This is a genomic window from Methylobacterium sp. W2 (assembly GCF_020662345.1).
Classification (GTDB): Bacteria; Pseudomonadota; Alphaproteobacteria; order Rhizobiales; family Beijerinckiaceae; genus Methylobacterium.
The window spans coordinates 34,376-56,824 of the sequence record NZ_VMOA01000031.1 but is presented as its reverse complement, the minus strand read 5'-3'; the positions used below and the strand labels follow the sequence as shown (position 1 = coordinate 56,824).

General features: G+C 66.6%; 17 protein-coding genes. 11 read left to right on the top strand and 6 right to left on the bottom strand.

The window, feature by feature from the left end; translation table 11 throughout:
* Positions 1 to 58: 58 nt before the first annotated feature.
* On the bottom strand, positions 59 to 1,390 hold the full coding sequence (locus FPV16_RS17105; protein WP_227439579.1) for a lipopolysaccharide biosynthesis protein: 1,332 nt from the start codon (positions 1,388 to 1,390) through the stop codon (positions 59 to 61).
* 280 nt (positions 1,391 to 1,670) lie between these two features.
* Between FPV16_RS17105 and FPV16_RS17100 the strand changes: the two genes are divergently transcribed.
* The 3 genes from FPV16_RS17100 to FPV16_RS17090 are packed head-to-tail and all read left to right on the top strand — an operon-like array spanning position 1,671 to position 5,063.
* Positions 1,671 to 2,750 carry an endo-1,4-beta-xylanase gene (locus FPV16_RS17100; protein ID WP_227439578.1) on the top strand — a complete coding sequence of 360 codons (1,080 nt, stop codon included), beginning with the start codon at positions 1,671 to 1,673 and terminating at the stop codon, positions 2,748 to 2,750.
* The gene (locus FPV16_RS17095; RefSeq protein ID WP_227439577.1) at positions 2,747 to 3,712 is read left to right on the top strand and encodes a glycosyltransferase family 2 protein; all 966 of its coding nucleotides are present in this window, start codon (positions 2,747 to 2,749) and stop codon (positions 3,710 to 3,712) included. Before FPV16_RS17100 ends, FPV16_RS17095 begins: the two co-directional genes overlap by 4 nt.
* A 13-nt stretch (positions 3,713 to 3,725) precedes the next feature.
* Positions 3,726 to 5,063 carry an O-antigen ligase family protein gene (locus FPV16_RS17090; RefSeq protein WP_227439576.1) on the top strand — a complete coding sequence of 446 codons (1,338 nt, stop codon included), beginning with the start codon at positions 3,726 to 3,728 and terminating at the stop codon, positions 5,061 to 5,063.
* A gap of 26 nt (positions 5,064 to 5,089) precedes the next feature.
* On the opposite strand, the gene FPV16_RS17085 is transcribed toward FPV16_RS17090, so the two are convergent.
* Positions 5,090 to 5,251, bottom strand: a complete 162-nt coding sequence (locus tag FPV16_RS17085; protein ID WP_227439575.1) for a hypothetical protein — start codon at positions 5,249 to 5,251, stop codon at positions 5,090 to 5,092.
* Positions 5,252 to 5,309: 58 nt separating this feature from the next.
* Positions 5,310 to 6,422 (bottom strand): hypothetical protein, encoded by a 1,113-nt coding sequence (locus FPV16_RS17080; protein ID WP_227439574.1) that lies wholly within the window; start codon positions 6,420 to 6,422, stop codon positions 5,310 to 5,312.
* A 287-nt stretch (positions 6,423 to 6,709) separates the two neighbouring features.
* On the opposite strand from FPV16_RS17080, the gene FPV16_RS17075 reads away from it, so the two are divergent.
* The 3 genes from FPV16_RS17075 (at position 6,710) to FPV16_RS17065 (ending at position 10,274) form a co-directional block, all read left to right on the top strand.
* A complete protein-coding gene (locus FPV16_RS17075; protein WP_227439573.1) occupies positions 6,710 to 7,642 on the top strand; it encodes a hypothetical protein in 933 nt (310 codons plus the stop codon).
* A 77-nt stretch (positions 7,643 to 7,719) separates the two neighbouring features.
* A complete protein-coding gene (locus FPV16_RS17070) occupies positions 7,720 to 8,829 on the top strand; it encodes a GNAT family N-acetyltransferase (protein WP_227439572.1) in 1,110 nt (369 codons plus the stop codon).
* Positions 8,830 to 8,945: 116 nt separating this feature from the next.
* Positions 8,946 to 10,274, top strand: a complete 1,329-nt coding sequence (locus tag FPV16_RS17065; protein ID WP_227439571.1) for an LLM class flavin-dependent oxidoreductase — start codon at positions 8,946 to 8,948, stop codon at positions 10,272 to 10,274.
* A gap of 41 nt (positions 10,275 to 10,315) precedes the next feature.
* Here the strand turns inward: FPV16_RS17065 and FPV16_RS17060 are convergent, their stop codons facing one another.
* Complete coding sequence (locus FPV16_RS17060) at positions 10,316 to 10,819, bottom strand: ferritin-like domain-containing protein (protein WP_227439570.1); 504 nt, start codon at positions 10,817 to 10,819, stop codon at positions 10,316 to 10,318.
* Positions 10,820 to 11,297: 478 nt separating this feature from the next.
* On the opposite strand from FPV16_RS17060, the gene FPV16_RS17055 reads away from it, so the two are divergent.
* The 3 genes from FPV16_RS17055 to pqqA all read left to right on the top strand — a co-directional run bounded on the left by FPV16_RS17055 (position 11,298) and on the right by pqqA (position 12,697).
* Positions 11,298 to 11,525: a hypothetical protein gene (locus FPV16_RS17055; protein ID WP_227439569.1), complete on the top strand. Its 228-nt coding sequence runs from the start codon at positions 11,298 to 11,300 to the stop codon at positions 11,523 to 11,525.
* Between the two features lie 83 nt (positions 11,526 to 11,608).
* Complete coding sequence (locus FPV16_RS17050; RefSeq protein WP_227439568.1) at positions 11,609 to 12,424, top strand: shikimate 5-dehydrogenase; 816 nt, start codon at positions 11,609 to 11,611, stop codon at positions 12,422 to 12,424.
* Positions 12,425 to 12,607: 183 nt separating this feature from the next.
* The gene (pqqA, locus tag FPV16_RS17045) at positions 12,608 to 12,697 is read left to right on the top strand and encodes a pyrroloquinoline quinone precursor peptide PqqA (RefSeq protein ID WP_018043773.1); all 90 of its coding nucleotides are present in this window, start codon (positions 12,608 to 12,610) and stop codon (positions 12,695 to 12,697) included.
* Between the two features lie 113 nt (positions 12,698 to 12,810).
* Here the strand turns inward: pqqA and FPV16_RS17040 are convergent, their stop codons facing one another.
* Positions 12,811 to 13,968, bottom strand: coding sequence for a helix-turn-helix transcriptional regulator (locus FPV16_RS17040; RefSeq protein ID WP_227439567.1), 1,158 nt, complete (start codon positions 13,966 to 13,968; stop codon positions 12,811 to 12,813).
* A gap of 70 nt (positions 13,969 to 14,038) precedes the next feature.
* Positions 14,039 to 15,142 carry a helix-turn-helix transcriptional regulator gene (locus FPV16_RS17035; RefSeq protein WP_227439566.1) on the bottom strand — a complete coding sequence of 368 codons (1,104 nt, stop codon included), beginning with the start codon at positions 15,140 to 15,142 and terminating at the stop codon, positions 14,039 to 14,041.
* A 302-nt stretch (positions 15,143 to 15,444) separates the two neighbouring features.
* Here FPV16_RS17035 and FPV16_RS17030 point away from each other — a divergent pair, with 302 nt between their 5' ends.
* Both FPV16_RS17030 and FPV16_RS26315 read left to right on the top strand, forming a co-directional pair.
* The gene (locus FPV16_RS17030; RefSeq protein ID WP_227439565.1) at positions 15,445 to 15,897 is read left to right on the top strand and encodes a calcium-binding protein; all 453 of its coding nucleotides are present in this window, start codon (positions 15,445 to 15,447) and stop codon (positions 15,895 to 15,897) included.
* Between the two features lie 258 nt (positions 15,898 to 16,155).
* On the top strand, positions 16,156 to 22,359 hold the full coding sequence (locus FPV16_RS26315; protein ID WP_319802250.1) for a calcium-binding protein: 6,204 nt from the start codon (positions 16,156 to 16,158) through the stop codon (positions 22,357 to 22,359).
* Positions 22,360 to 22,449 lie beyond the last annotated feature (90 nt).

Genomic DNA, 22,449 nt, shown 5'->3' with positions numbered 1-22,449 from the left:
GCGTCGGGAAGGGTGAAGGATTCCGTCATCGGACTGCGCCTGTCTCGGGGTGTCGCGATCACGGTGCCGTGTTCCGCCACAAAAGACCGTAGAGGGTAAAGAAGGAGAACGCGTAGATCGCGACATAGATCGCGTTCAGCCACAGGCTCCACTGCGCCGGATCGGGAAAAGCCGTGAGGAGCAGGATGAAGGCCGCCGCCTTGAAGGCGATGAGCGCAGCCGTGACGCCCGCGCGCAACCCCATCCGGCCGAAGGCGAAGAACAGTTCGCCCTGGAACTCCAGGAGGTTGCGCACCGCCGGCACCGCGACGATGACGGTGAGCATGCCGTAGGCGGCCGACACGTTCGGGCCGAGAAGATCGGGCCGGATGTGCAGGACGGCGATCATGAAGACGAGGGCGCCCGTCGAGACGCAAGCGACCATCGCCTCCACCTTCAGGCATTCGCGCAAGGACGCCCGGGTGGCGCGGCCGGCCTGGATCAGCTTGCGCGAATACATCATGAACATCGGCCGCAGCGGCACGCCGGTGAGATCGATGAGCCGCATCGAGATCGCGTAGATACCCGCCATGCGCTCGCCGGCGAGCGTCAGCACGATGAGCTTGTCGATCTCGCCCTGGGCCAGAAACATGAAGTAGGAGGCGGCGTAGAGCAGTCCGTCGCGCAGCCGGCCCTTGAGCAGCACCGCGCGGAACCGCATCCGCGTGCGCGGGTGGAAGAGAAAGGCGAGGACGGTCACAGAGATCGCGTTGCCGACGAGATAGTAGACGGCCCAGGTCTCGGCATCGCCGCCGCCCGCAGCCCAGAACGCCACGGCGGCGGCGGCGCGAAAGCCCACGGGAAGCGACACCACCGTGGCCGCGGCGGCATAGCGGCCGAGCCCGTTATTGACTTGGACGAGGAGTTCGATCTGGCGCCAGAGCGCCACCTCGACCACGATGATCGCGAGATAGCCGGGCAGGGCGATCACGTCCCGGAACAGAAGCGCATAGAGGGCCAGCGAGAGGCCGAGCATGATCGGCAGGGCGAGCCCGAAACAGGCATAATAGACGGCGAGATATCCCCCCATCGACGAGCGCCGGCCGGCGGCCGAGCGCATCACGAAGGATTGGAAGCCGAAACCCGCCAGGCATCCGATCATCACGCCCGCCGCCGAGACGGAGGCGAAGACACCCATCTCCGCGAGGCTCAGCGTGTTGGCGAGAACCAGGAAGTAGACCATCTGGAGCGCGAGGCGCCCGCCCGCGCCGGCCAGGAGCTGGCCGTAGCCGATCAGCACGGTGCGGTGGGTCGACCACGCGCCGGCGACGAGGCGCATCGGCGCGAGGCGCCGGCTCCCGATGCGGTGCCCCGCGCCGGGTGTCGGATTTCGGGACGATTGGGCGGTCATGGCCGATGCATCCGCAGAGCCCGTGCCACGAAACGGGGCAGGAGGAGGGTCGGCCTCGCCCGAGACGGGCGGGCCGGAACGAGGCGCCATCGAGTCCCGGCGCAGGATGCATGTCTCGATCGCCGGGCGGCGGGAGGCATGCCACAACGATCGAACGTGTCGGGAACGTCACCAGGGACGTCTATCCTCTCATGTGCGGACCTGAACTTGCAAAACCGTTCGCCATGCCCCGGCGGAGTGTGCCGTTTTGGACGAATCCCACCCCTCTGGAGGTTCCGGCATGAGACAAGGCTTTCCCCATCGCCGGGCCATCCTCGAGGCAGCCCTGGGCGGCGTGTTCGGCGCGGGAGGCATCCTCCACGACCGTCCGGCCCTCGCCGCTCCGCGAAACAAGATCCCGTTCGGCGCCGCCGTCCGGGGGAACGCGCTCATGGCAGATGCCGGCTACGGTGCCGCACTCGTGGACAGATGCCGGCTGCTGGTGCCGGAGGGCGGCCTGAAATGGCCGGTCCTGCGGCCGAACCGGGAGACGTTCGATTTTGGCGAAGCCGACCGGATCGCCGCCTTCGCCCGCCGGAACGGGCTCGGCCTGCGCGGCCACACCCTGGCCTGGTATGGCGGAATGCCGGCCTGGGCGGAGGCGATCACCAGCCGCGTCGAGGCGGAATGGGTGCTGACCGGCCATATCGAGACGGTGGTGTCCCGCTATCGCGGCTTCATCGGTTCATGGGACGTGGTGAACGAGCCGATGCCCGACAATCCGGCCTCGCCGCAGGACCTGCGTCCCTTCGTCTGGACGAGGACTCTCGGGGCCGAATACATCCCGATCGCCTTCAAGGCCGCCCATGCGGCCGATCCCGCGGCCCGGCTCGTCCTCAACGAATACGACATCGAGTATGTCGGGCCACGCTTCGCCATGCGGCGCGCCGGCATCCTCGCCATCGCGCGCTCCCTCATCGACCGGGGCATCCCGATCCATGCCATCGGCCTGCAGGCTCACCTGTTCGCCGACCGGGAGATCGACCGCGACGGCCTCCAGGGCTTCCTGCGGGAGATCGCGGCGATGAAGCTCGACGTTCTGATCACCGAGCTCGACGTGATCGATGTCGGCCTGCCGACGGACATCGCCATCCGTGACGAGATCATCGCGCGCAAAGCGGCCGACTTCCTCCGCATTGTGGAAGAGGTGACACCGCCGAGCCAGATTCTTACCTGGGGCATTACGGATCGTTATACCTGGGTGCCGATATACTTCACCCGTCCCGACGGGACGGCGAACCGTCCGCTTCCCCTGGATTCCGACCTGAGGCCCAAGCCGCTCATGAGTGTGATCGAGCGCTTCACCGGAAGCGCGTCGTGAAGGCGCGCGCCAACCCGTTCGACGCGGTGGTCTGCATCCCGACCTTCAAACGGCCGGAGCACCTCGTCCAGACCCTCGCCTCCCTGGCGCGCCAGCGGACCGGCCTGCACTTCGCCGTGGTGGTGGTGGACAACGACGCCGCGTCGCAGGCCGGATTGGCGGCGGCCGAGGCGGTCTTCGCCAAGGGCCCGCTCCAGGGTCAATGCGTGGTGGAACAGCGCCAGGGCAATTGCTCGGCGATCAACCGCGCGTTCACGACTGCGCTCAGCGTTTATCCCGAGACCCGCTATTTCCTGATGATCGACGACGACGAGCTCGCGCGGCCCGATTGGCTGGAGCGCATGGTGGCCACGGCCCAGCGCACCGGGGTCGGCATCGTCGGCGGCCCGGTGATCCCACGCTTCGAGCCGGGCTCCCGATCCGGCCTCGACAGCCACCCCGCCTTCGCCCCCGCCTACGACAAGAGCGGGCCGGTGCCGGTGATCTACGGCAGCGGCAATTGCCTGATCACGCGGCGCACCTTCGCGCTGATGGGCGCGCCGCCCTTCGACACGGGCTACAATTTCCTCGGCGGCGGCGACACCGACTTCTTCGTCCGCGCCCGCCGGGCCGGCGTGACCTTCTATTGGGAGGCGGAGGCCGTCATCACCGAGACGGTGCCCCTGGCCCGCACGCGGACGGGATGGCTCGCCGCGCGGGGCCTGCGGATCGGCGCGGTCAATTACCGGATCGAGCGCAAGCACGTGCGCGGCAGCCTCGGCCTCGTGACCCTGGCCGGCAAGTCCTTCGCGGTCCTCGGGGTCTCGTTCGGACGCGCCATCCTCGATCTGGCGCGGACGCGGGAGCCGACCATCGCCCTGCACCCGATCCTCGTGGCCCTCGGACGCTGCCTCGCGGCCCTGGGCGTCGAGCCGCAGCCCTATCGCGCCAGCACGCCGCGCCTGCGGACGCGCGGGAGATGAGGGCGGGAAACCGATGAGGACGGGCGCGTCCGGATTGCCGGCATCGGGGACCGCCGCCGGGGGATGGCACCGCGTGCGGACGGCGCTCTCCGAGACGCCCGCCAGCCTCATCGCGCGCAAGGCCGCCTTCCTCGCCTTCCTGCTGCTGACCTGGATCTCCCTCAAACCCTTTCAGGATCTGAGCAATCCGGACGTCTCAGAGCTCGCCACGGGGCGCGAGGGCCTGACCTATGCAAGTTTCGGCCTCGTCGCGCTGCTGTGCCTCGCCCTGACGCTCCCAACGCATGCCAGGGCCCTGCGCACGTTCCTCACGCCCTGGTTCCTGGCACTCGGAGCCTGGTTCGCCGTGAGCGTCGTGCTGTCGCAGGATCCCGTCACCTCGGCCAAGCGTCTAACCCTGGCGGGCTCGGTGATGCTGGCGGCCGCCTGCCTGCCGCTGCTGGCGCGCTCGCGCAACGATCTGCGCAACCTCCTGGCGATCGCGTCCCTGGTGCTGCTCGGCGCCTGCTATCTCGGCATGATGCTGGCGCCGGACCTCGCCATCCATCAGGCGAAGGATGTGGTCGAACCCATGCTGGCGGGCAATTGGCGGGGCGTGTTCGGCCACAAGAACGGCGCGGCGGCGGTCATGGCCATGCTGGTCTTCATCGGCATCGCAGTGGCGCGTTCGGGGCTCGCGACGGCGGGCAGCGCCATCGTGATCCTGTCCGGGCTGTTCCTCATCGGCTCCGAGGGAAAGAGCGCCACGGCCCTCCTGGTGGCCGCGCTGGCGATCACGGGGCTGTTCACCGTCATCCGTTCGTTTGCGGGCCGCATCCTCCTCACCCTGGTTCCGCTCTTTGCAATCAACCTGTTCAGCGTCGGCACCGTGGTGAGCGAGCCCGTGGCCGCCCTCGTGCGGCTGCTGCCGGTGGATTCCACCTTCACCGGCCGGACCGACGTCTGGCAGTTCGCCATCGAGGCCCTCGGGTCGCGTCCGCTCACCGGCTACGGCTTCTCCGCGTTCTGGAACAACGTCACCGTGCGCGCGGCCTCCGATGACGGGTCGAGCTGGGCCGGATACGCCTCGCACAGCCACAACAGCTACCTCGATACCGCCGTGACCCTCGGTCTGCCCGGGCTGGTCCTGGTGCTCGCGATCGTCGTCGTGGCTCCCTTGCGCGACGTGATGAAGATCGAGGCGCAGGGCCGGGCCGATCCGCTGGCGACGATGTTCGTCCAGATCTGGCTGTTCGGCCTACTTCTCTCCTGCATGGAAAGCTTCTTCTTCGATGGCGGAGACCCGGTCTGGGTCACCTTCCTCGTCTCCGTCTTCGGCCTGCACTACCTCGCCCGGTTCCGCAGCGCCTGACGCGCCCCAGGTTCGGGATCGCGCCGTCAGAACTCGATGATGCCGACCGCCCAGCCGCCGAGGGTCATCAGCAGGCCGCACCAGAGCACGGTCGCGACGCAGCCGGCGACCAGTCCGCCGACCGCCCAGTGTCCGGACCAGCCGGACCTGCCCATTTCCGGAACGTCGCTTGGGTCAGATTGGGTCATGACGCGTCTCCTTGCCCTTCGATCGCTGCAAAAGGGCAAGGTTCGCACCCTCGGACCGTCAGCCGAGGGCGTCCCTCAGGCTGCGGGCAGCATCAGCGAACCAGACCCGGCGGTCGAGGGCGGGGGGCAGGGTCGGTCGCGCCGAGGCGGCCAGGGCGAGATCGGCATAGGTCTCCGGTCCGGCGCCGCCCGGGGCGAGGATGATGGCCCCGCCGGTCAGGAGCGCCCGGAAGCGCGGATGGTGATCGAACTCGTCCGCACGCGCCGGCTCGGTGACGATGACCGGGCATCCGGCCTGGACGCAGGCGAGGATGCTGGCGCGCCGCGCGGTGAGGCCCTCGGGGAGCACGTAGACGAAGGCGTCGACCTCATCGAACAGACCGAAGAGGTCTTCGGGCGAGGCGACGTAGCCGGAGACCACGACGGTCTCGGCGAGGCCGAGCGCCGCGACCTTGGCTTGGAAGATCTCCTCGATCCCGTCGGAGGCACGGATGAACGAACCGATAAAGACGACGAGCGGATCGGCGCCGCGCGCCTTCAGGCTGGCCGCGATGTCGAGGATCGCCTCCGGCTGCTTGCCTGGATAGATCGAACCGAAATGACCGATGACGAGGCGCCCCTCCTCACGGGCGGCACGCATCCGCTCGGACAGAGCGCTCGGCACGGTGGTTTCGGGGCGCGTGATGTTCGGGGGCAGGGGCATCATCACCGCCCGCCGGGCGAGGCGGCCGATCACGGGGTCGGCGGCGAGTTCGTCCCGGACCTGGGGTGACAGGAGGACGATCGTGTCCGCGAGGAGGAGGAGCGGCCTCAGGACGAGGCGGCGCAGGCGGTGCATGCCGCCCCATTCGTGCAGGATCGCGATGCGCCGCCGCCGCCGCAGGAGCGCCACGGCAAAGGCGGAAGGCGGCCCGGAGAGGGCCCGCTTCCAGGCGACCACGGGCAGGTTGGCGATGACCGCGCGGCTCCTCCCCACGGCGCGCCAGACCTCGCCGAGCGGCACGCGGCCCGGCGCGAGGACGAGGGTCTCCTGAGGCTGTCCCTGAAGCCTGAGCGCCTCCACCAGCTGGCCCGCGAAATCGCCGACGCCGCAGGGCGGATGGCCCGCTCCCATGAGATGGAGGCAGAGGGAAGGCGCCTTCGTGTCTCCCGGTCCAGGGCGTTGCGTCATGCGGCGGGATTCCGGAAGAGGACGTGACCCGCCGTTCCTACCCCGCCGTGGATTGCGAAAGACTTTCGCACACGCATCCCGGCACAGACTTTCTCGGCAAATGCTTCCCCAGCAAGTGCTTCTCCGGCAAGCGCCTTTCTCGCGAAGGCTCTTTCCTGCCGGCACCATGAATGCAACGCTCACGACATCATCGGACAGCATGTCCGGAAATGGATCGATCCTATCCCGCAGGGGGACGATCCGCCTCCTTATGGCGCGGCGGGACACGATACGGATTGGCCGTCATCATGAGCGACCCGATCTTCACCTCCTGGGACGAGACCCACAGCGCCCTCTGGGGCCACCAGCCCCTGCGGCTCGAGCATCGGCTGCACCAATCCCCCCTGTTCTCGCGGGAGGCCCTGGCCGATCTGATCGATACCTATCCGCGCGACCAGTACAGCCTCGTCCATATGGGCGCGGCCGGTCAGCGCAAGTTCTGGCGCGAGGGCGAGACCGGGGGACTTCCCGGCGCACAGGTGATCGAGTCCATCACGCAGGGGCGGATGTGGCTCAACCTGCGCAATGTCGAGACCGTCGACCGGCGCTACCGCGACACGCTCGACGCCATGTTCGAGGAGCTGGCCCAACGCGTCCCCGGCTTCTCCCCGGCGAAATCCACCTGCGGCATCCTGATCTCGTCGCCCAACGCCCAGGTCTATTACCACGCCGACCTGCCGGGGCAGCACCTGTGGCAGATCATCGGCGCCAAGCGGGTCTACGTCTATCCCTCGACCCCGCCCTTCGTGACGCCGAGGCATCTCGAGGACATCGCCCTGTTCGATGTGGAAGTCGATATGCCCTACGCACCCTGGTACGATTCCCATGCCCAGGTGATGGAGCTGTCGCCCGGCCAGATGCTGAGCTGGCCCCTCAACGCCCCGCACCGGGTCGAGAATCTCGACTGCCTGAACGTGTCGATGACGGTCTCCTTCGTGGACGAGCCGATCCGCCGCAAGCAGATCGTCAACCTCGCCAACGGCATGCTGCGCCATCGCTTCGGCCGGGAGCCGGCGAGCCACGCCATCACCGGGCCGGGCTATTGGTCGAAGGCGGTGATGCAGAAGCTACTGCGCGACGGCGCCTGGGTGAAGAAGGAGCGCGCGGCCCGCCGTGCCGTCGATTTCCGCCTCGACGCAGCTCATCCGGGCCAGATCCTCGAACTCCCCGCTCCGGCGTGAGGAATACGGCGCCGGCGGCAGATCGCCGGAGCACCGCGAGTTCGGACACACCGGAGTTCGGCACCCGGGGCTATGCCGTGGCGATCACCTCCGATTGGACGGAGCAGGTCCCCGGATGGACGGGCGCGTCGACGCCCTTCCAGGATCCGGTCTGGATCGAGACCTGGTATGAATCGCTTCGAGGCCGGGCGGGTCTGACGCCCCTCCTGGTGACGGTGCGGGACGAGGCGACAGGCGCGCTCGCGCTGCATCTCCCCCTGGTGATCGACGAGACCGGGCGCCACCGCATCATCGCTTTCGCCGATCTCGGCCTCACCGACTATAACGCGCCGCTCCTCGGCCCCGCGGCCCCGAGGGACCATGCCGGCGCTCTGGCGCTCTGGCGGGCGGTCCGCCATGCCCTGCCCCGCGCCGATCTTCTCTCCCTGCGCAAGATGCCGGTGACTTTCGCCGACCGACCAAATCCGCTGTCCCTCCTCGGGGGCGCGTGCCCGTGTCCGCTCAACGGCAACGAGGTCAGGACGGGCGAGGATTGGGACGCCTACCATCGCCGCCTCGCCAAGACCGTGCGCAAGGAGTTGGAGCGAAGCTGGCGGGTGTTCTCCCGCGAGCCCGAGACGGCCTTCCGCATCGTCACGGACCAGGACGAGGCCCAGCGGGTGCTGGAGGTGATGGCACGCCAGCAGGAGGCGCGGATGCGCAGCATCGGCGCCGATTACCGCCTCGACGAGACCGAGTTCGACGCCTTCTACCGTCGCCTCGTCGGACGAGGCCTCGGCCGCGGCTACGCCGTCGTCAGCGCCCTGATGGCGGGAAACGAGGTCGTCGCCGCGCTGCTCGGCATCCGCGATGCCGACACCTATGTCATGATCCGCATCAGCAATGCCGGAGAGGGGTGGTCGAACTGCTCGCCGGGCCGCCTCGTGATCGACAAGACCATGGAGGCGCTGCATCGAAAGGGCTGCCGCTCGTTCGATTTCAGCATCGGCGACTACGATTACAAACGCCGTTTCGGGGTCGAGCCCCTGCTGCTGGTGGATCTCATCGTGCCCCTCGGCTGGCGCGGCCTGAAGGGCGCGGCACGGGCAAGGCTGGTCGCGACCCTGCGCCGCTATCCCGCCCTCGACAGCCGGGTCCGTGCCGTCGCCTGCCGGACCATCCTGCTCTGGCGGGAGCGCCGTTCATGACTGAGCGGCGTCCCAGCACGTTAATTGCCTGTCCCGGTTAAAACGAGAACCCTTTTCTCCCGCCGCTGCTGTATTCCAACGCCGTGCTTTCATCTGCCGGACGGAGATAGCCCCGCATGAGCCAACCTCGTCGCCTGCATCTTGGCGCCTTCATGCGGCCGATCGGCATCCACACCGCGTGGTGGCGCTATCCCGGCGGATATCCGGACGCGAATTTCAGCTTTCCCCATCTCAAGCGCTTCGCCCAGCGCCTGGAGGCGGCCAAGTTCGACGCGTTCTTCATGGCCGACCATCTGGCGGTGATGAACATGCCCATGGCCGCGCTGAAGCGCAGCGCCACCGTGACCTCCTTCGACCCGATGACCCTGCTGCCGGCGCTGGCCGCCGTCACCGAGCGGATCGGGCTCATCGCCACGGCCTCCACCACCCATAACGAGCCCTATCATGTGGCCCGGAAGTTCGCCTCCCTCGACCACATCTCGAACGGCCGCGCCGGCTGGAACCTCGTCACCTCGGGCAACCCGGACGAGGCCCTGAATTTCGGCCGCGACGCCCATCTCGACCACGCGGTCCGCTACGCCCGCGCCCGCGAGTTCTTCGACGTGGTTACCGGCCTGTGGGATTCCTGGGCCGACGACGCCTTCATCCGCGACGTGGAGGAGGGGGTGTATTTCGACCCCGACAAGCTCCACGTCCTCGACCATACCGGCGAGTTCCTGAAGGTGAAGGGGCCGCTCAACATAGCCCGCCCCGTCCAGGGCTGGCCGGTGATCGTGCAGGCCGGCGCGTCGGAGGCCGGGCGCCAGATCGCCGCCGCGACCGCCGAGGTGGTGTTCGGCTCCGGCTCGAAACTCGCCGCCGCCCAGGACTTCTACGCCGACGTGAAAGGCAGGATGCCGGCCCTCGGCCGCGACCCCGACCATCTCAAGATCCTGCCTGGCGCCTTCATCGTCCTCGGCGCGACGCGGGAGGAGGCCGAAGCCAAGAAGGCGCGGCTCGACGCCCTGGTGCCCACCGATAGCGGGATCGCGAACCTCTCCGTGCGCCTCGGCGTCGATGCCTCGGGCTTCGACCTCGACGCGCCCCTGCCCGAGATCCCAGAGACTAACGCCAGCAAGAGCTCCCAGGCCCAGATCGTCGGCTATGCCCGCAAGACCGGGGCGACGGTACGGGAACTCGCCCAGCGGGTCGGCGGCTATGGCGGGCTCACCATGGTGGGCACGCCCGCGCAGGTGGCGGACGAGATGGAGGAATGGCTCCACGGCCGCGCCTGCGACGGCTTCAACGTCATGTTCCCGTTCGTTCCGGAAGGGCTCGACGACGTGGTCGATACCCTGGTGCCCGAACTCCAGCGCCGGGGCCTGTTTCGCACCGACTACGAGGGAACGACCCTGCGCGATCATCTCGGCCTGCCGCGCCCGGCCAACCGGTTCTTCCCGGCCTGACGAAGGGCCACCCTCCGACCGGGGAGGGCGGCTTTATCGGCTCAGGCGGCGCGGCGGTTGACTTGGCTCTCGGCCAGACGGGTCAGGCGCTCGTCGGTGGCACGCTCCTCGTCCAGGGTCTGCTGCAGCACGCCGGCGCAATCGTCCCGGCCGAGCTGCTTGGCCCAGGCCACGAGGGTACCGTAGCGGGTGATCTCGTAATGCTCCACCGCCTGGGCGGAGGCGATGAGGGCGGCATCGAGCACGGTCTTATCGCCGATCTCGCCGGAGACTTCGTTGGTCTCCTTGATGATGCCGTCGATGGCCGGACAGGTCACCGCCTTCGGTTCCTGGCCATGCATCTTGAAGACCCTCTCCAGGCGCTCGATCTGGCCTTCCGTTTCCTTAAGGTGCTTCTCGAACCCGCTCTTGAGTTCCGGATCGGTTGCCTTGGCGATCATCTTCGGAAGCGCTTTGGTGATCTGGTTCTCGGCGTAATAGATGTCCTGCAGGGTGTGCACGAACAGGTCGTCGAGGGTCTGGATGTCCTTGGTGAAAATGCCCATGGCTCGTTGCTCCGCAGATGAATTCGTGACGTATCCGACAGCAGCGGCGCGCTTTCATCCAAAGTAACCCAGATCGTCATCCCGCGACCATTCGTACACGGCAAAGCTTGACCCAAGTGACGTCGTGATATCGGCGCGCGCTTGCTAGGCCAGATCAAGAGATTCACGCCGTGATGGTTCCGGACGACATGAGGCGGCAGAGGTCGAGATTCATCTCGTCGCCGTGACGGGCGGCACCCCTCTCACGATGTACAGGCGTCGTGCCGGAGAAGTGATCGGCACAGGGCAGGGGATTCCCTGGGGAGCCTGACTGCGGCAACGCACCATGGTTCGATGCGTGAAACAAATTAAGGCATGCTCTAATTACCGGCATGTACTGTTTTTCGCGCGTTTAGCCGATGCAAATATCAGACACGGCTCATATCATCACGAGACGTCGGGGGCATGAACGCCCAGCAGCCATCGGAGACGTCGGATCATGACTTTGAGCTCACCTCGGAATTCGGCCGAAATCTTTGCTTTTGTGCCCAGAAAGGACGCATCATCCGCACGTGCCTATTCGACGGGCACGCGGAAGGGTGTCAACGCCGTGGTTGACCTCGCAGGGCGCATCGCGCAGCCGATGGCGTTGCCGAGGATGGATTTCGGCGACAGCTGGTATCATGCCCAGGCAATCCTGGACGACGGGCGCAACCGGAAGGTCTGACGGGCGCGACGCATCACGGGACATGGTATCGCTCCGGTGCCGGAACGCGGGATGAACTCGCCTCCGGCCAGCCGGAGACCGCGATGAAGCCGCCGATCGGACGCGAGACCACCCTGTGCATGTCCCTGTCGGGACGACCGGGACATTTCGGCTCGCGTTTCCACAATCGGCTCTACGAGCTCATAGGGCTCGACTACGTCTACAAGGCCTTCACCACCACCGACCTGCCCGCCGCGATCGGCGGCATACGGGCCTTGGGCATCCGCGGCTGCGCCGTCTCGATGCCGTTCAAGGAGGCCGTGATCCCGCTTCTCGATCGCCTCGAAGCCTCGGCGGCGGCGATCGACAGCGTCAACACGGTGGTGAATGAGGCCGGGCGCCTCACCGGCTACAACACCGATTACATCGCCATCCGCCTGCTCCTCGAGAAGCACGGCATCGATCCGAGGACGCCGTTCCTCCTGCGCGGGTCCGGCGGCATGGCCAAGGCGGTGGTCGCGGCCCTGCGCGATGCGGGCTTTGCAGAAGGCACGCTCGTCGCCCGCAACGAAACGGCCGGACGGACCCTGGCAGAAAGCCATGGTTATGGCTGGCGCGCCGAGATCGGCGAGGCGCAGGCCCCGCTCCTCATCAACGTCACGCCTCTGGGCATGGAAGGACCGGAGGCCGACGCCCTCGCCTTCCCCGCCCCTCAGATCGCCGCCTGCGCCATTGCCTTCGACGTGGTGGCGCTGCCCTCGACGACGCCCTTCCTGCGCGTGGCCCAAGACCTGGGAAAGCGGCTTGTCACCGGCTACGAGGTCGTAGTGCTGCAGGCCCTGGAACAGTTCGTTCTCTATACGGGCCAGGTTCCCGGCGAGGATCAGGTGGCCGACGCTGCGGCCTTCGCCCGAACCTGACGCGTCCTCTGCTCATGAGGGCTCATGCCCCGTTCCATGAGAGAAAACTAAGGGAATCCTGCAGGATATTTCCGTCTTTTGGCTTGCTTTGGTGGGTGGCGGGCAATAGGTATCTCTCAAGCGCGGTGACCCCGCGCAACCGAAATGTCTTCTAAAGAAGACTTGCAACGCAGGAGAAACATCATGGCTTGGACTGCCCCCGTCGTTCAGGAAGTGTGTGTCGGTATGGAAGTCACCAGCTACGAGTCGGCTGAGATCGACACCTTCAACTGAGGTGGCTGGAAGCCTTCGGGCTTCCTCCGCATGACATGAGACTCACCTCTCCGCGACGAGCCGCCTCCGGGCGGCTTTTTGCGTTTTCGATACGCAAGTGACGCTCGCGCCGCTTAGCGCTGCGTGTCGGCCTCGCGCTCCCGCCGCTGGCTCAGGATGGCGTCCAGGCGAGCGACGATGATGGCGAGTTCGCTCTGGCGCCTAAGACCGAGCCGGCCGAAGATCGCCTTCAGGTGAACCCGCACGGTGCCCTCCCGGATCGCGAGCGATTCCGCCGCCTCCCGGGGCGAGTTTCCCCGGCCGATGGCCATCGCCACCAGAGCCTGCATCCGCGTCAGGCCCAGTTGCTCGAGCTGCGGAGCGATGGAGATGAGGTCCGGCGGCGTCATGTGATGGAGCAGGAGCAGGGCACCGCCCTTGGCCGAGCCGATCAGCTCGAGGCCGGGCTCCCCGGCCCGCAGGGGCATCGCCTCCGCCAGGAGGCGGGGGGACCCGTCCGACGAACGCAGGATAATGGGTTCGGCGGCGCATGGCCTGTCCTCCGCCAGGGCGGAGGCGACGAGACGGTCGAGTCTTGGGCCATCGGCCGCCACGATGGTTCTCACGGGCTGGCCCGGGGCGATCTTCAGGCAGCCGGCGACCATCCTCTCGGAACCGGGATTGACGAACCGCACGGCGCCGCCCCGATCGAGCAGGACGACGCCGATCTCCGCTCGCGCCAGGGCCGAGCCTAGATCCGCCGCCGCCCGGTGGGCGACACCGAGCCGCGCCGTCAGGTCGAAGGCCCGGGCGACATGCGGCCCCAACAGCGTGAGAAGGGCGATCTCCCCGGCTTCGAAATACCCTTTGCCGGCCTCGCGCAAGGCGCTCACCGTCATCAGCCCGCCACCCGGATCGGGAGCGAAGAAGGCCACGAGTTCGTCGAGCCCGTGCTTGGCGCAGAAATCCTGGAAGAAGGGATCCTTGCGCTTGTCCTCCGGCGTGAACAGCATCGCATCCGCCACGACGAGGCCGGGCCTCATCCCGAGCGCCCGCGCGCGCGCGATGCGGCTGTCATATTCCCACCAGCCGCCGCTATACGCGTCATGCACCTCCCGCAGGCTGTCCGAATGCAGGGTGTCGGCCGTCCGGCGAGGATCGTAGGAGACGATCACCGTCCCCCGCGCTCCGAGGCAGGCGCTCACCTGATCGAGAACCCGCGGCCAGAGCGAGGCATCGAGGGCGGCCGCGTAGCAGGCATCGACGAGGCGCAGCGGATCAGGAATGGTCATGGCGATCCGGCACAATCGAGCAGGCGACGCGCTTCATGCATGCATCTCCACGGATCGGCTCGCCTGATCCCTACGGTGCCGGCCAGTCCCCCGGGGTCGTTCCCGCGAGGAGCCCGACGAGTTCGGCTTGGCGGTTGGTTCCGGTCTTGGACAGGACGGATCGCAGCTGCGTCCGGACCGTGCTGATGGCGACGCCGGTCCGCAGGGCGATATCCTCCACCGTCCTGCACAGCGCGATCTCCCGCGCCACCCGCGCCTCGGCCACGGTGAGGTCGAATAGGCCCGACAGGACGGTGAGGTCCGGTGCGGCCCCTTGCGCGACGGGTGTGAAGATCGCGATGGCGGAGGCGGCGTTGAACAGGTCCGCCGCCGCCCGCCGGATCGGCAGCAGATGCAGGATCACCGGGCCGCGCTCGTCGGTGGCCGGGATCGGGATGGACCGGGTCGAGGTCCGCCGCTCCGTCGCCAGTCCTTCGAGGGACCGCTCCAGCAGGCGGTCCGCCTCCGGGTTGGACAGGGTCAGGCGATGCGCCTCCCGGATGGTGGCTCCGAGGAACGCCTCACAACCGGCATTGACCGCCAGGATCTGAGCCTGCTTGCCGAGGATCGCGGCGGGAATGTCGACGACATCGAGCACCTGAGCCGCCACCCTGACGGTCTGCAGCCGCAGCCTCGCCGACATGGTGGCCGCCCGGGCGAGGTGAGGGCGCAGGGCATCGAGGCGCGCCACGATCTCGCCGGTGACGGGACCGCGCGCGAATTCCCGCTCCACGTTGAAGATGAGCCGATCCCCGCTCGGAACCGCGATGGCGCTGGCGACGCCCCAGCCCAGGCCCCGCGGCCGCAGGAAGTCGCGGAAGACCGGCTCCACCGCCATCTCCGCTTCGGTGTAGACGTCGAGGTCGGTGAGGAAGCCAGCATGTTCCCTGGCGAACAACCGCGCCGGCCTGTCGGTCCGCTCCGGCCAGCCCCCGGCGACATACTCGGCGATTCCCTCCTCGAAGCCCGGGGACGTGACGTAGCGGAACTCACTGCCGACCGTCGTGAACAAAAGCGCGCCATTTCCCTCGCCGACCCGCACCAGTTCGGCCAATACACTGGGCCACATCTCGGGAATGACTGCGGCTTCGTAGATATGATCGATCAAGCTTTCGGAATTGACTGCCGCTGACATGATCCGAACTACCTCCGATACGGCAAAAAACACGGATTGACATCATTCTACAGCCTGCGACGAGGGCCGAATCGAGACCATCGGGGAATTAATGCCGAGAGGTACAATCCTTTGGCCTTGCCTATCATGACTAGAGCAATCCATCCCACTCCGCCTGCGAGTCAATGACTCGGCATACTCCATTTGGGGGATGCGCTGCATTTGATCGGGTGCTCTAACCGCGCCGGGGCAGACGAATGACCGCCGTGATGTTTTGAGCTCCGAGACGGTCACGACGCTTTTTCCAGGGAAAGACGACCATCATGGCGACGCGCAACGTTCCGGGTACCTACGCAACGATCGCCGATGCCATCGCGGCGGCGAACCCAGGCGATACGATCGCGGTCTCGGCGGCATATGGCGGGAATGAAACGGCGACGGTGACGGTCGACGACCTTCGTTTCAGCGCCCCTTCCAGCGTCACCGGCATCACGCTCCAGGCAGACGGGGTGGTCACGAAGATCACCGCCCTCGGCGCATCGCCGATCTCGATTTCGGGGGCTGAGGGCAACGAGACCCTCATCGGCAATACGGGCGCCAACACCCTCACCGGCGGTTCCGGCGACGACACCCTCAGCGGTGGTGCAGGCAACGACATCCTTGACGGCGGCGACGGCAGCGACACCCTCACCGGCGGCGACGGCAACGACACCATCGTCATGAGCACATCCGCCACCGGCACCGCCGATGGCGGATCGGGCATCGACACCGTCTAGGCGATCGCTGGTGACCTCGGCTCGGTTGCCTTCAGCAATGTCGAGGTTCTCGATCTGCAGAACAGCTATACCTACGGGAGCGTCGCACAGCTGAACGCATTCGGGTCCATCACCTCGACCACCACCGCCGCCGATGCTCAGCTCGCTTTCTATCTTGGCTCCCGCGATGAAGCGGGCGGGACGCTCGACTTCTCGAACCGAGGCCTCGGCGCACACGGCGTCAGCGTTCAGACCTCGGGCAGCGCCCTCAGCGCGGCGTTGACACTCATTGGCACGGCCAATGCCGACGCGCTCTACGGCTCGACTTACGACGACACCCTCACCGGTGGGGCCGGCAACGATACCCTTGACGGCGGCGACGGCAACGACGCCCTCGATGGCGGCGACGGCGACGACACTCTCAGCGGCAGAGCCGGCAATGATACCCTCAGCGGCGGAGCCGGCAACGACATCCTCGACGGCGGCGACGGCAGCGACACCCTCACCGGGGGTGACGGCAACGACACCATCGTCATGAGCGCATCCGCCGCCGGTACGGCCGATGGCGGATCGGGCATCGACACCGTCCAGCTGACCAGTGGCGACCTCGGCTCGGTCGCCTTCAACAATGTCGAGATTCTTGATCTGCAGAACGGCTACACCTCTGGGAGCGTCGCGCAGCTGAACGCATTCGGGTCCATCAAATCGACCACCTACGCCGCCGATGCCCAGCTCGCTTTCTATCTTGGCTCCCGCGATGAAGCGGGCGGGACGCTCGACTTCTCGAACCGAGGCCTCGGCGCACACGGCGTCAGCGTTCAGATCGCGGGCGGCGGCCTCAGTTCGGCATTGACGCTCATTGGCACCGCCAATGCCGACGCGCTCTACGGCTCGGCCTATGACGATAGTCTCACCGGGGGGGCCGGCAACGATACCTTCGACGCCGGCGCCGGCAATGACACCCTGATCGGTGGCGCCGGCAACGATACTCTCAACGGCGGAGCCGGCGACGACATCCTCGACGGCGGAGCCGGCAACGACATCCTCGACGGCGGCGACGGCAGCGACACCCTCACCGGCGGCGACGGCAACGACACCATCGTCATGAGTGCATCCGCCGCCGCCGCCAGCTCCGCCGATGGCGGATCGGGCATCGACACCGTCCAGGTGACCGGTGGCGACCTCGGCTCGGTGGCCTTCAGCAATGTCGAGGTTCTCGATCTGCAGAACAGCTATACCTACGGGAGCGTCGCACAGCTGAACGCATTCGGGTCCATCACCTCGACCACCTACGCCGCTGACACGCAGCTCGGTTTCTATCTCGGCTATTACGATGACGCGGGTGGCACGCTCGACTTCTCGAACCGAGGCCTCGGCGCACACGGCGTCAACGTTCAGATCGCGGGCAGCGGCCTCAGCGCGGCATTGACGCTCATCGGCACAGCCAATGCCGACGCGCTCTACGGCTCGGACTATGACGACAGTCTCACCGGCGGGGCCGGCAACGATACCCTCAGCGGAGGCGACGGCAACGACGCCCTCAATGGCGGAGCCGGCAACGACATCCTCTACGCCAGCCAGGGCAACGATGCCCTCGATGGCGGCGACGGCAACGATACTCTCAACGGCGGTTCCGGCGACGACAGCCTCAGCGGCGGAGCCGGCAACGACATCCTCGACGGCGGCGACGGCAGCGACACCCTCACCGGCGGCGACGGCAACGACACCTTCGTCATGAGCGCATCCGCCGCCGCCGCTAGCTCCGCCGATGGCGGATCGGGCGTCGACACCGTCCAGGTGATCGGTGCAGACCTCGGCTTGGTCACCTTCAGCAATGTCGAGATTCTCGATCTGCAGAACAGCTATACCTACGGGAGCGTCGCGCAGCTGAACGCATTCGGGTCCATCATCTCGACCACCGCCGCCGCCAACGCTCAGCTCGGTTTCTATCTCGGCTATCACGGCGAAGCGGGCGGGACGCTCGACTTCTCGAACCGAGGCCTCGGCGCACACGGCGTCAACGTTCAGATCTCGGGCGGTGCCCTCAGCGCGCCGTTGACGCTCATCGGCACGGCCAATGCCGATGCGCTCTCCGGCTCGGCCTACGACGACGTTCTCACCGGGGGGGCCGGCAACGATACCCTCAACACTGGCGAGGGCAACGATATCGTCTCCGGCGGTGACGGCAACGATTCGATCACGGTCTACGATGACGGCGTGGACAGCCTTGATGGCGGAGCCGGCAACGACACGTTCCGGATCATGACCGGCTATGGCGGCGTCGTGACCGTCGAGGGTGGCATCGGAACGGACACACTTACCCAAGTCTACGACTTGGGAAATGCCAGCTTCACAGGGGTCGAGGTACTGGACACCACGTCCGTCACCGCCACGACAGCCCAGCTCTCATCCTTCACCAGCCTCATCGACAGCACGGCCAAGACCACGCAGTTCGGAATCTCGCTGCAAGGGGCAGGCGGCACGATCGACTTCACCAGCCGCGTCACCGGCACGGATTCGGTGCTGGTGTCCAATGCCGGCCTGACCGCCGGTGTCACGATCATCGGATCGGCCAGGAACGACAGCCTCAACGGTTCGGATTTCGACGACACGCTGATCGGCGGCGCCGGCAATGACCGGCTCAATGGCGGCCTCGGCAGCGACACCCTGGAAGGCGGTCTCGGGAACGACGTAATCGTCGGAGACGATGAGGGAGATACCGTCTCCTATGCGGGAGCGACGTCCGCCGTCACGGTGAACCTGGCGACGACATCGGCGCAGAACACCGTGGGTGCCGGTACGGACACGATCAAGGACATCCCCAACCTGATCGGCTCGGCCTTCAACGACACCCTCACGGGTGACGCACTCTCGAATGTCATCGACGGCGGTGCGGGTAACGATCTCATCTACGGCTCCGGCGGAACCGACATCCTGAAGGGGAACGACGGCAACGACACCTTCACGAATTCGAGTTCGCAGAACCGGACCGGGTTGATCGATGGGGGCGCAGGCACAGATACCGTCGTTTTGGGCACATTTGGAGACTTTACATTCACAAACGTAGAGATCCTAGATTATAAGCTCTCCAGCGGTCTACTCGGAACAATTGCGCAATTTTCTGCTTTTTCGACTATCCTCGATAGCGACGTAGACAACATCGAGATCTTGGCGACTCTTAAAGGATCCGGTGGAACGCTCGATTTTTCCAGCACAATCACTGGCGACCATACGCTGAATGTCGATGCATATGGATTGACGTCTCGCGCGATAATCACCGGCTCCAAGAATTCAGACACAATATATGGCACGAATTTTAATGACATCCTGAGCGGAGATGCGGGAATCGATTACCTGGAAGGTTATGACGGCAAGGACACCTTAATTGGCGGAGACGGCAATGATTATCTCTATGGATACGATGGAGAGAAGCTATACGCCGATATTCTGCAAGGCGGAAACGGCAATGATATCTTGACGGGAGACGGATCGAAAGACACGGCCTCCTACTCCGACGCGTCTTCTGCCGTCACCGTAAGCTTGCTGAAGCAGAGCAGCGCGCAGAATACCGGCGGCGGCGGTTCGGATACTCTGCGCAGCATCACCAACCTCATCGGCTCGGCCTTCGGCGATACCCTTACCGGTAACGCCAACGCCAACCGTCTCGACGGCGGCGCCGGCAACGACATCCTGGATGGCAATGAGGGGATTGATACCCTCGCCGGGGGCGCGGGCGACGATACGTATCTCGTGAACACCACGACCGACCTCATCGTCGAGGCGACGGGCGGGGGCTTCGATACCGTCAAAACGACGCTCACCTACACCCTGGCCGCCGATCAGGAGATCGAAGCGCTCCAGACCACGAGCGACGCCGGAACCAAGGGCATCTCGCTCACCGGCAATGCCCTCGCCAACACCCTGCGCGGCAATGCCGGGGTGAACACCCTGAACGGAGGAGCGGGGGCCGACAGCCTGTCGGGCCTCGGCGGCAACGACACCTACATCGTCGACAACGCCGGAGATCAGGTCTTCGAGGCGACGGGCGCCGGCACCGACGTCGTGCAGGCGAGCGTCAGCTTCACCCTGACGGCGGGACAGGCGATCGAGACCCTGACCCTAACGGGAACGGCCGCCCTCGACGGCACCGGCAATGTCCTGGCCAACACGATCACCGGCACTTCCGGCGCCAACCGCCTCAACGGCGGCGGGGGCGCCGACATCCTCATCGGCGGCCTCGGCGACGACACCTACGTCACCGATGGCGGAGACACGATCACCGAGGCGGCGGATGCCGGCATCGACCTCGTGGAAAGCTCGGTCTCCCTGACCCTCGGCGACAATGTCGAAAACCTCACCTTGACGGGAACGGGGGCCATCGACGGCACCGGCAACGGCCTGGCCAACACGCTTCAGGGCAATGCCGGGGCCAACGTCCTCGATGGTGTCAGCGGCGCCGACATCCTCATCGGCGGTCTCGGCGACGACAGCTACGTCACCGATGGCGGAGACACGATCACCGAAGCGGCCTCCGCGGGCACCGACACCGTCCTGAGTTCGGCCACCCTGACCCTCGGACTGAACCTGGAGAACCTGACCCTCATCGGCTCGTCCGCGATCAACGGCACCGGCAACACCCTCGCCAACACGATCCGGGGCAACGCCGCCGCCAACATGCTCAACGGCGGCAAGGGCAGCGACACCCTCGTCGGCGGGCTGGGCAACGACATCTACGTCACCGATGGCGGCGACACGATCGTCGAGGCGGCCGATGGCGGCACCGACCTCGTCCAGAGCTCGGTCAGCCTGACCCTCGGCGACGACCTCGAAAACCTGACCCTGACGGGCAAGGCCGTCATCAGCGGTACCGGCAACGCCCTGGCCAACCGGATCACCGGCAATGCCGCCGCCAACATCCTCGATGGCGGCACCGGGGTCGACGTCCTCATCGGCGGGCTCGGCAACGACACCTACGTCACCGATGGCGGCGACACGATCGCCGAAGCGGCTTCCGCGGGCACCGACACCGTGCGGAGTTCGGCCTCCCTCACCCTCAGCAAGAACGTCGAGAACCTGATCCTGACCGGCATCCAGGCCATCGATGGCACCGGCAACGGCCTCGACAACGTGCTGACGGGCAACGACGCGGCCAATATTCTCAACGGCAACGGGGGCAGGGACACGCTGATCGGCGGGCTCGACGACGACACCTACGTCACCGATGGCGACGACACCCTCGTCGAGGCGTCCGGCGCCGGCACCGACCTCGTCCAGAGCGCGGTGAGCTTCACCTTGGCCGACAACTTCGAAAACCTGACCCTGACGGGGACGAGCGCCCTCGCCGGCACCGGCAACACCGCCGCCAACACCATCAGGGGCAACAGTGCCGCCAACCGTCTCGACGGCGGCACCGGCACCGACACCCTCATCGGTGGCCTCGGCAACGATACCTACGTCACCGATGGCGGCGACACGATGGTCGAGGCCCTCGATGGCGGCACCGACCTCGTCGAGACATCGGTAAGCCTGACCCTCGGCGACAACATCGAGAACCTGACCCTGACGGGGGCAACTGCCCTCGACGGCACTGGCAACGCCCTGGCCAACCGGATCACCGGCAACGCCGGCGCCAACCTCCTCGACGGCGGCACCGGCAGCGACACCCTCATCGGCGGCCTCGGCAACGACATCTACGTCACCGACGGCGGCGACACGATCGTCGAGGCCCTCGGCGCCGGAACCGATCTCGTCCGGAGTTCGGTCACCCTGACCCTCGGCGACAATCTGGAGAACCTCACCCTCACGGGAACGGCGGCGATCAAGGCGACAGGCAATGCCCTCGACAACACCCTCCTGGGCAACGATGCCGCCAACGTTCTCAATGGCGGGACCGGTGCCGACAGGCTCGTCGGCGGCCTCGGCGACGACACTTACGTCACCAATGGCGGGGACAAGATCGTCGAGGCGTCGGCGGGCGGCATCGATCTCGTCCGAAGTTCGGTGGCGTTCAACCTCGGCAGCGAGATCGAGAACCTGCTTCTCACCGGCAGCGCCGACATCAACGGCAAGGGCAACGATCTCGGCAACACGCTGACCGGCAACGGCAGCGCCAACATGCTCAATGGCGGTCTGGGCGACGACATCCTGAAGGGCGGGGCCGGGGCCGACATCTTCTTCTTCAACACGGCGCTGGGCGCCGGCAACGTCGATCGCATCGTCGATTTCGCCGCCATCGACGACACGCTCCGGCTCGAGAACGGGATCTTCACGGCACTGACCAAGGCCGGAACCCTGGCGGCGGGCGCCTTCAAGGACCTCGGAGCGGCCGGTGCCGTCCTGGATGCGGACGACCGGGTTCTCTACGATTCGCGGACGGGCGCGGTCTCCTACGACGCGGATGGCAGCGGATCGGCCGATGCCCTCCAGTTCGCCCTCCTCACCACACGCCCCGTCATCACCTTCCAGGACATCCTCGTGGTCTAAGCGATTGGGATCATAACGAACGGGGCGCTGGTCACGGGCGGGAGCCCCGTTCCCGCATGCGGCGCGCCGACACCCCGGCGGCCTGAACCC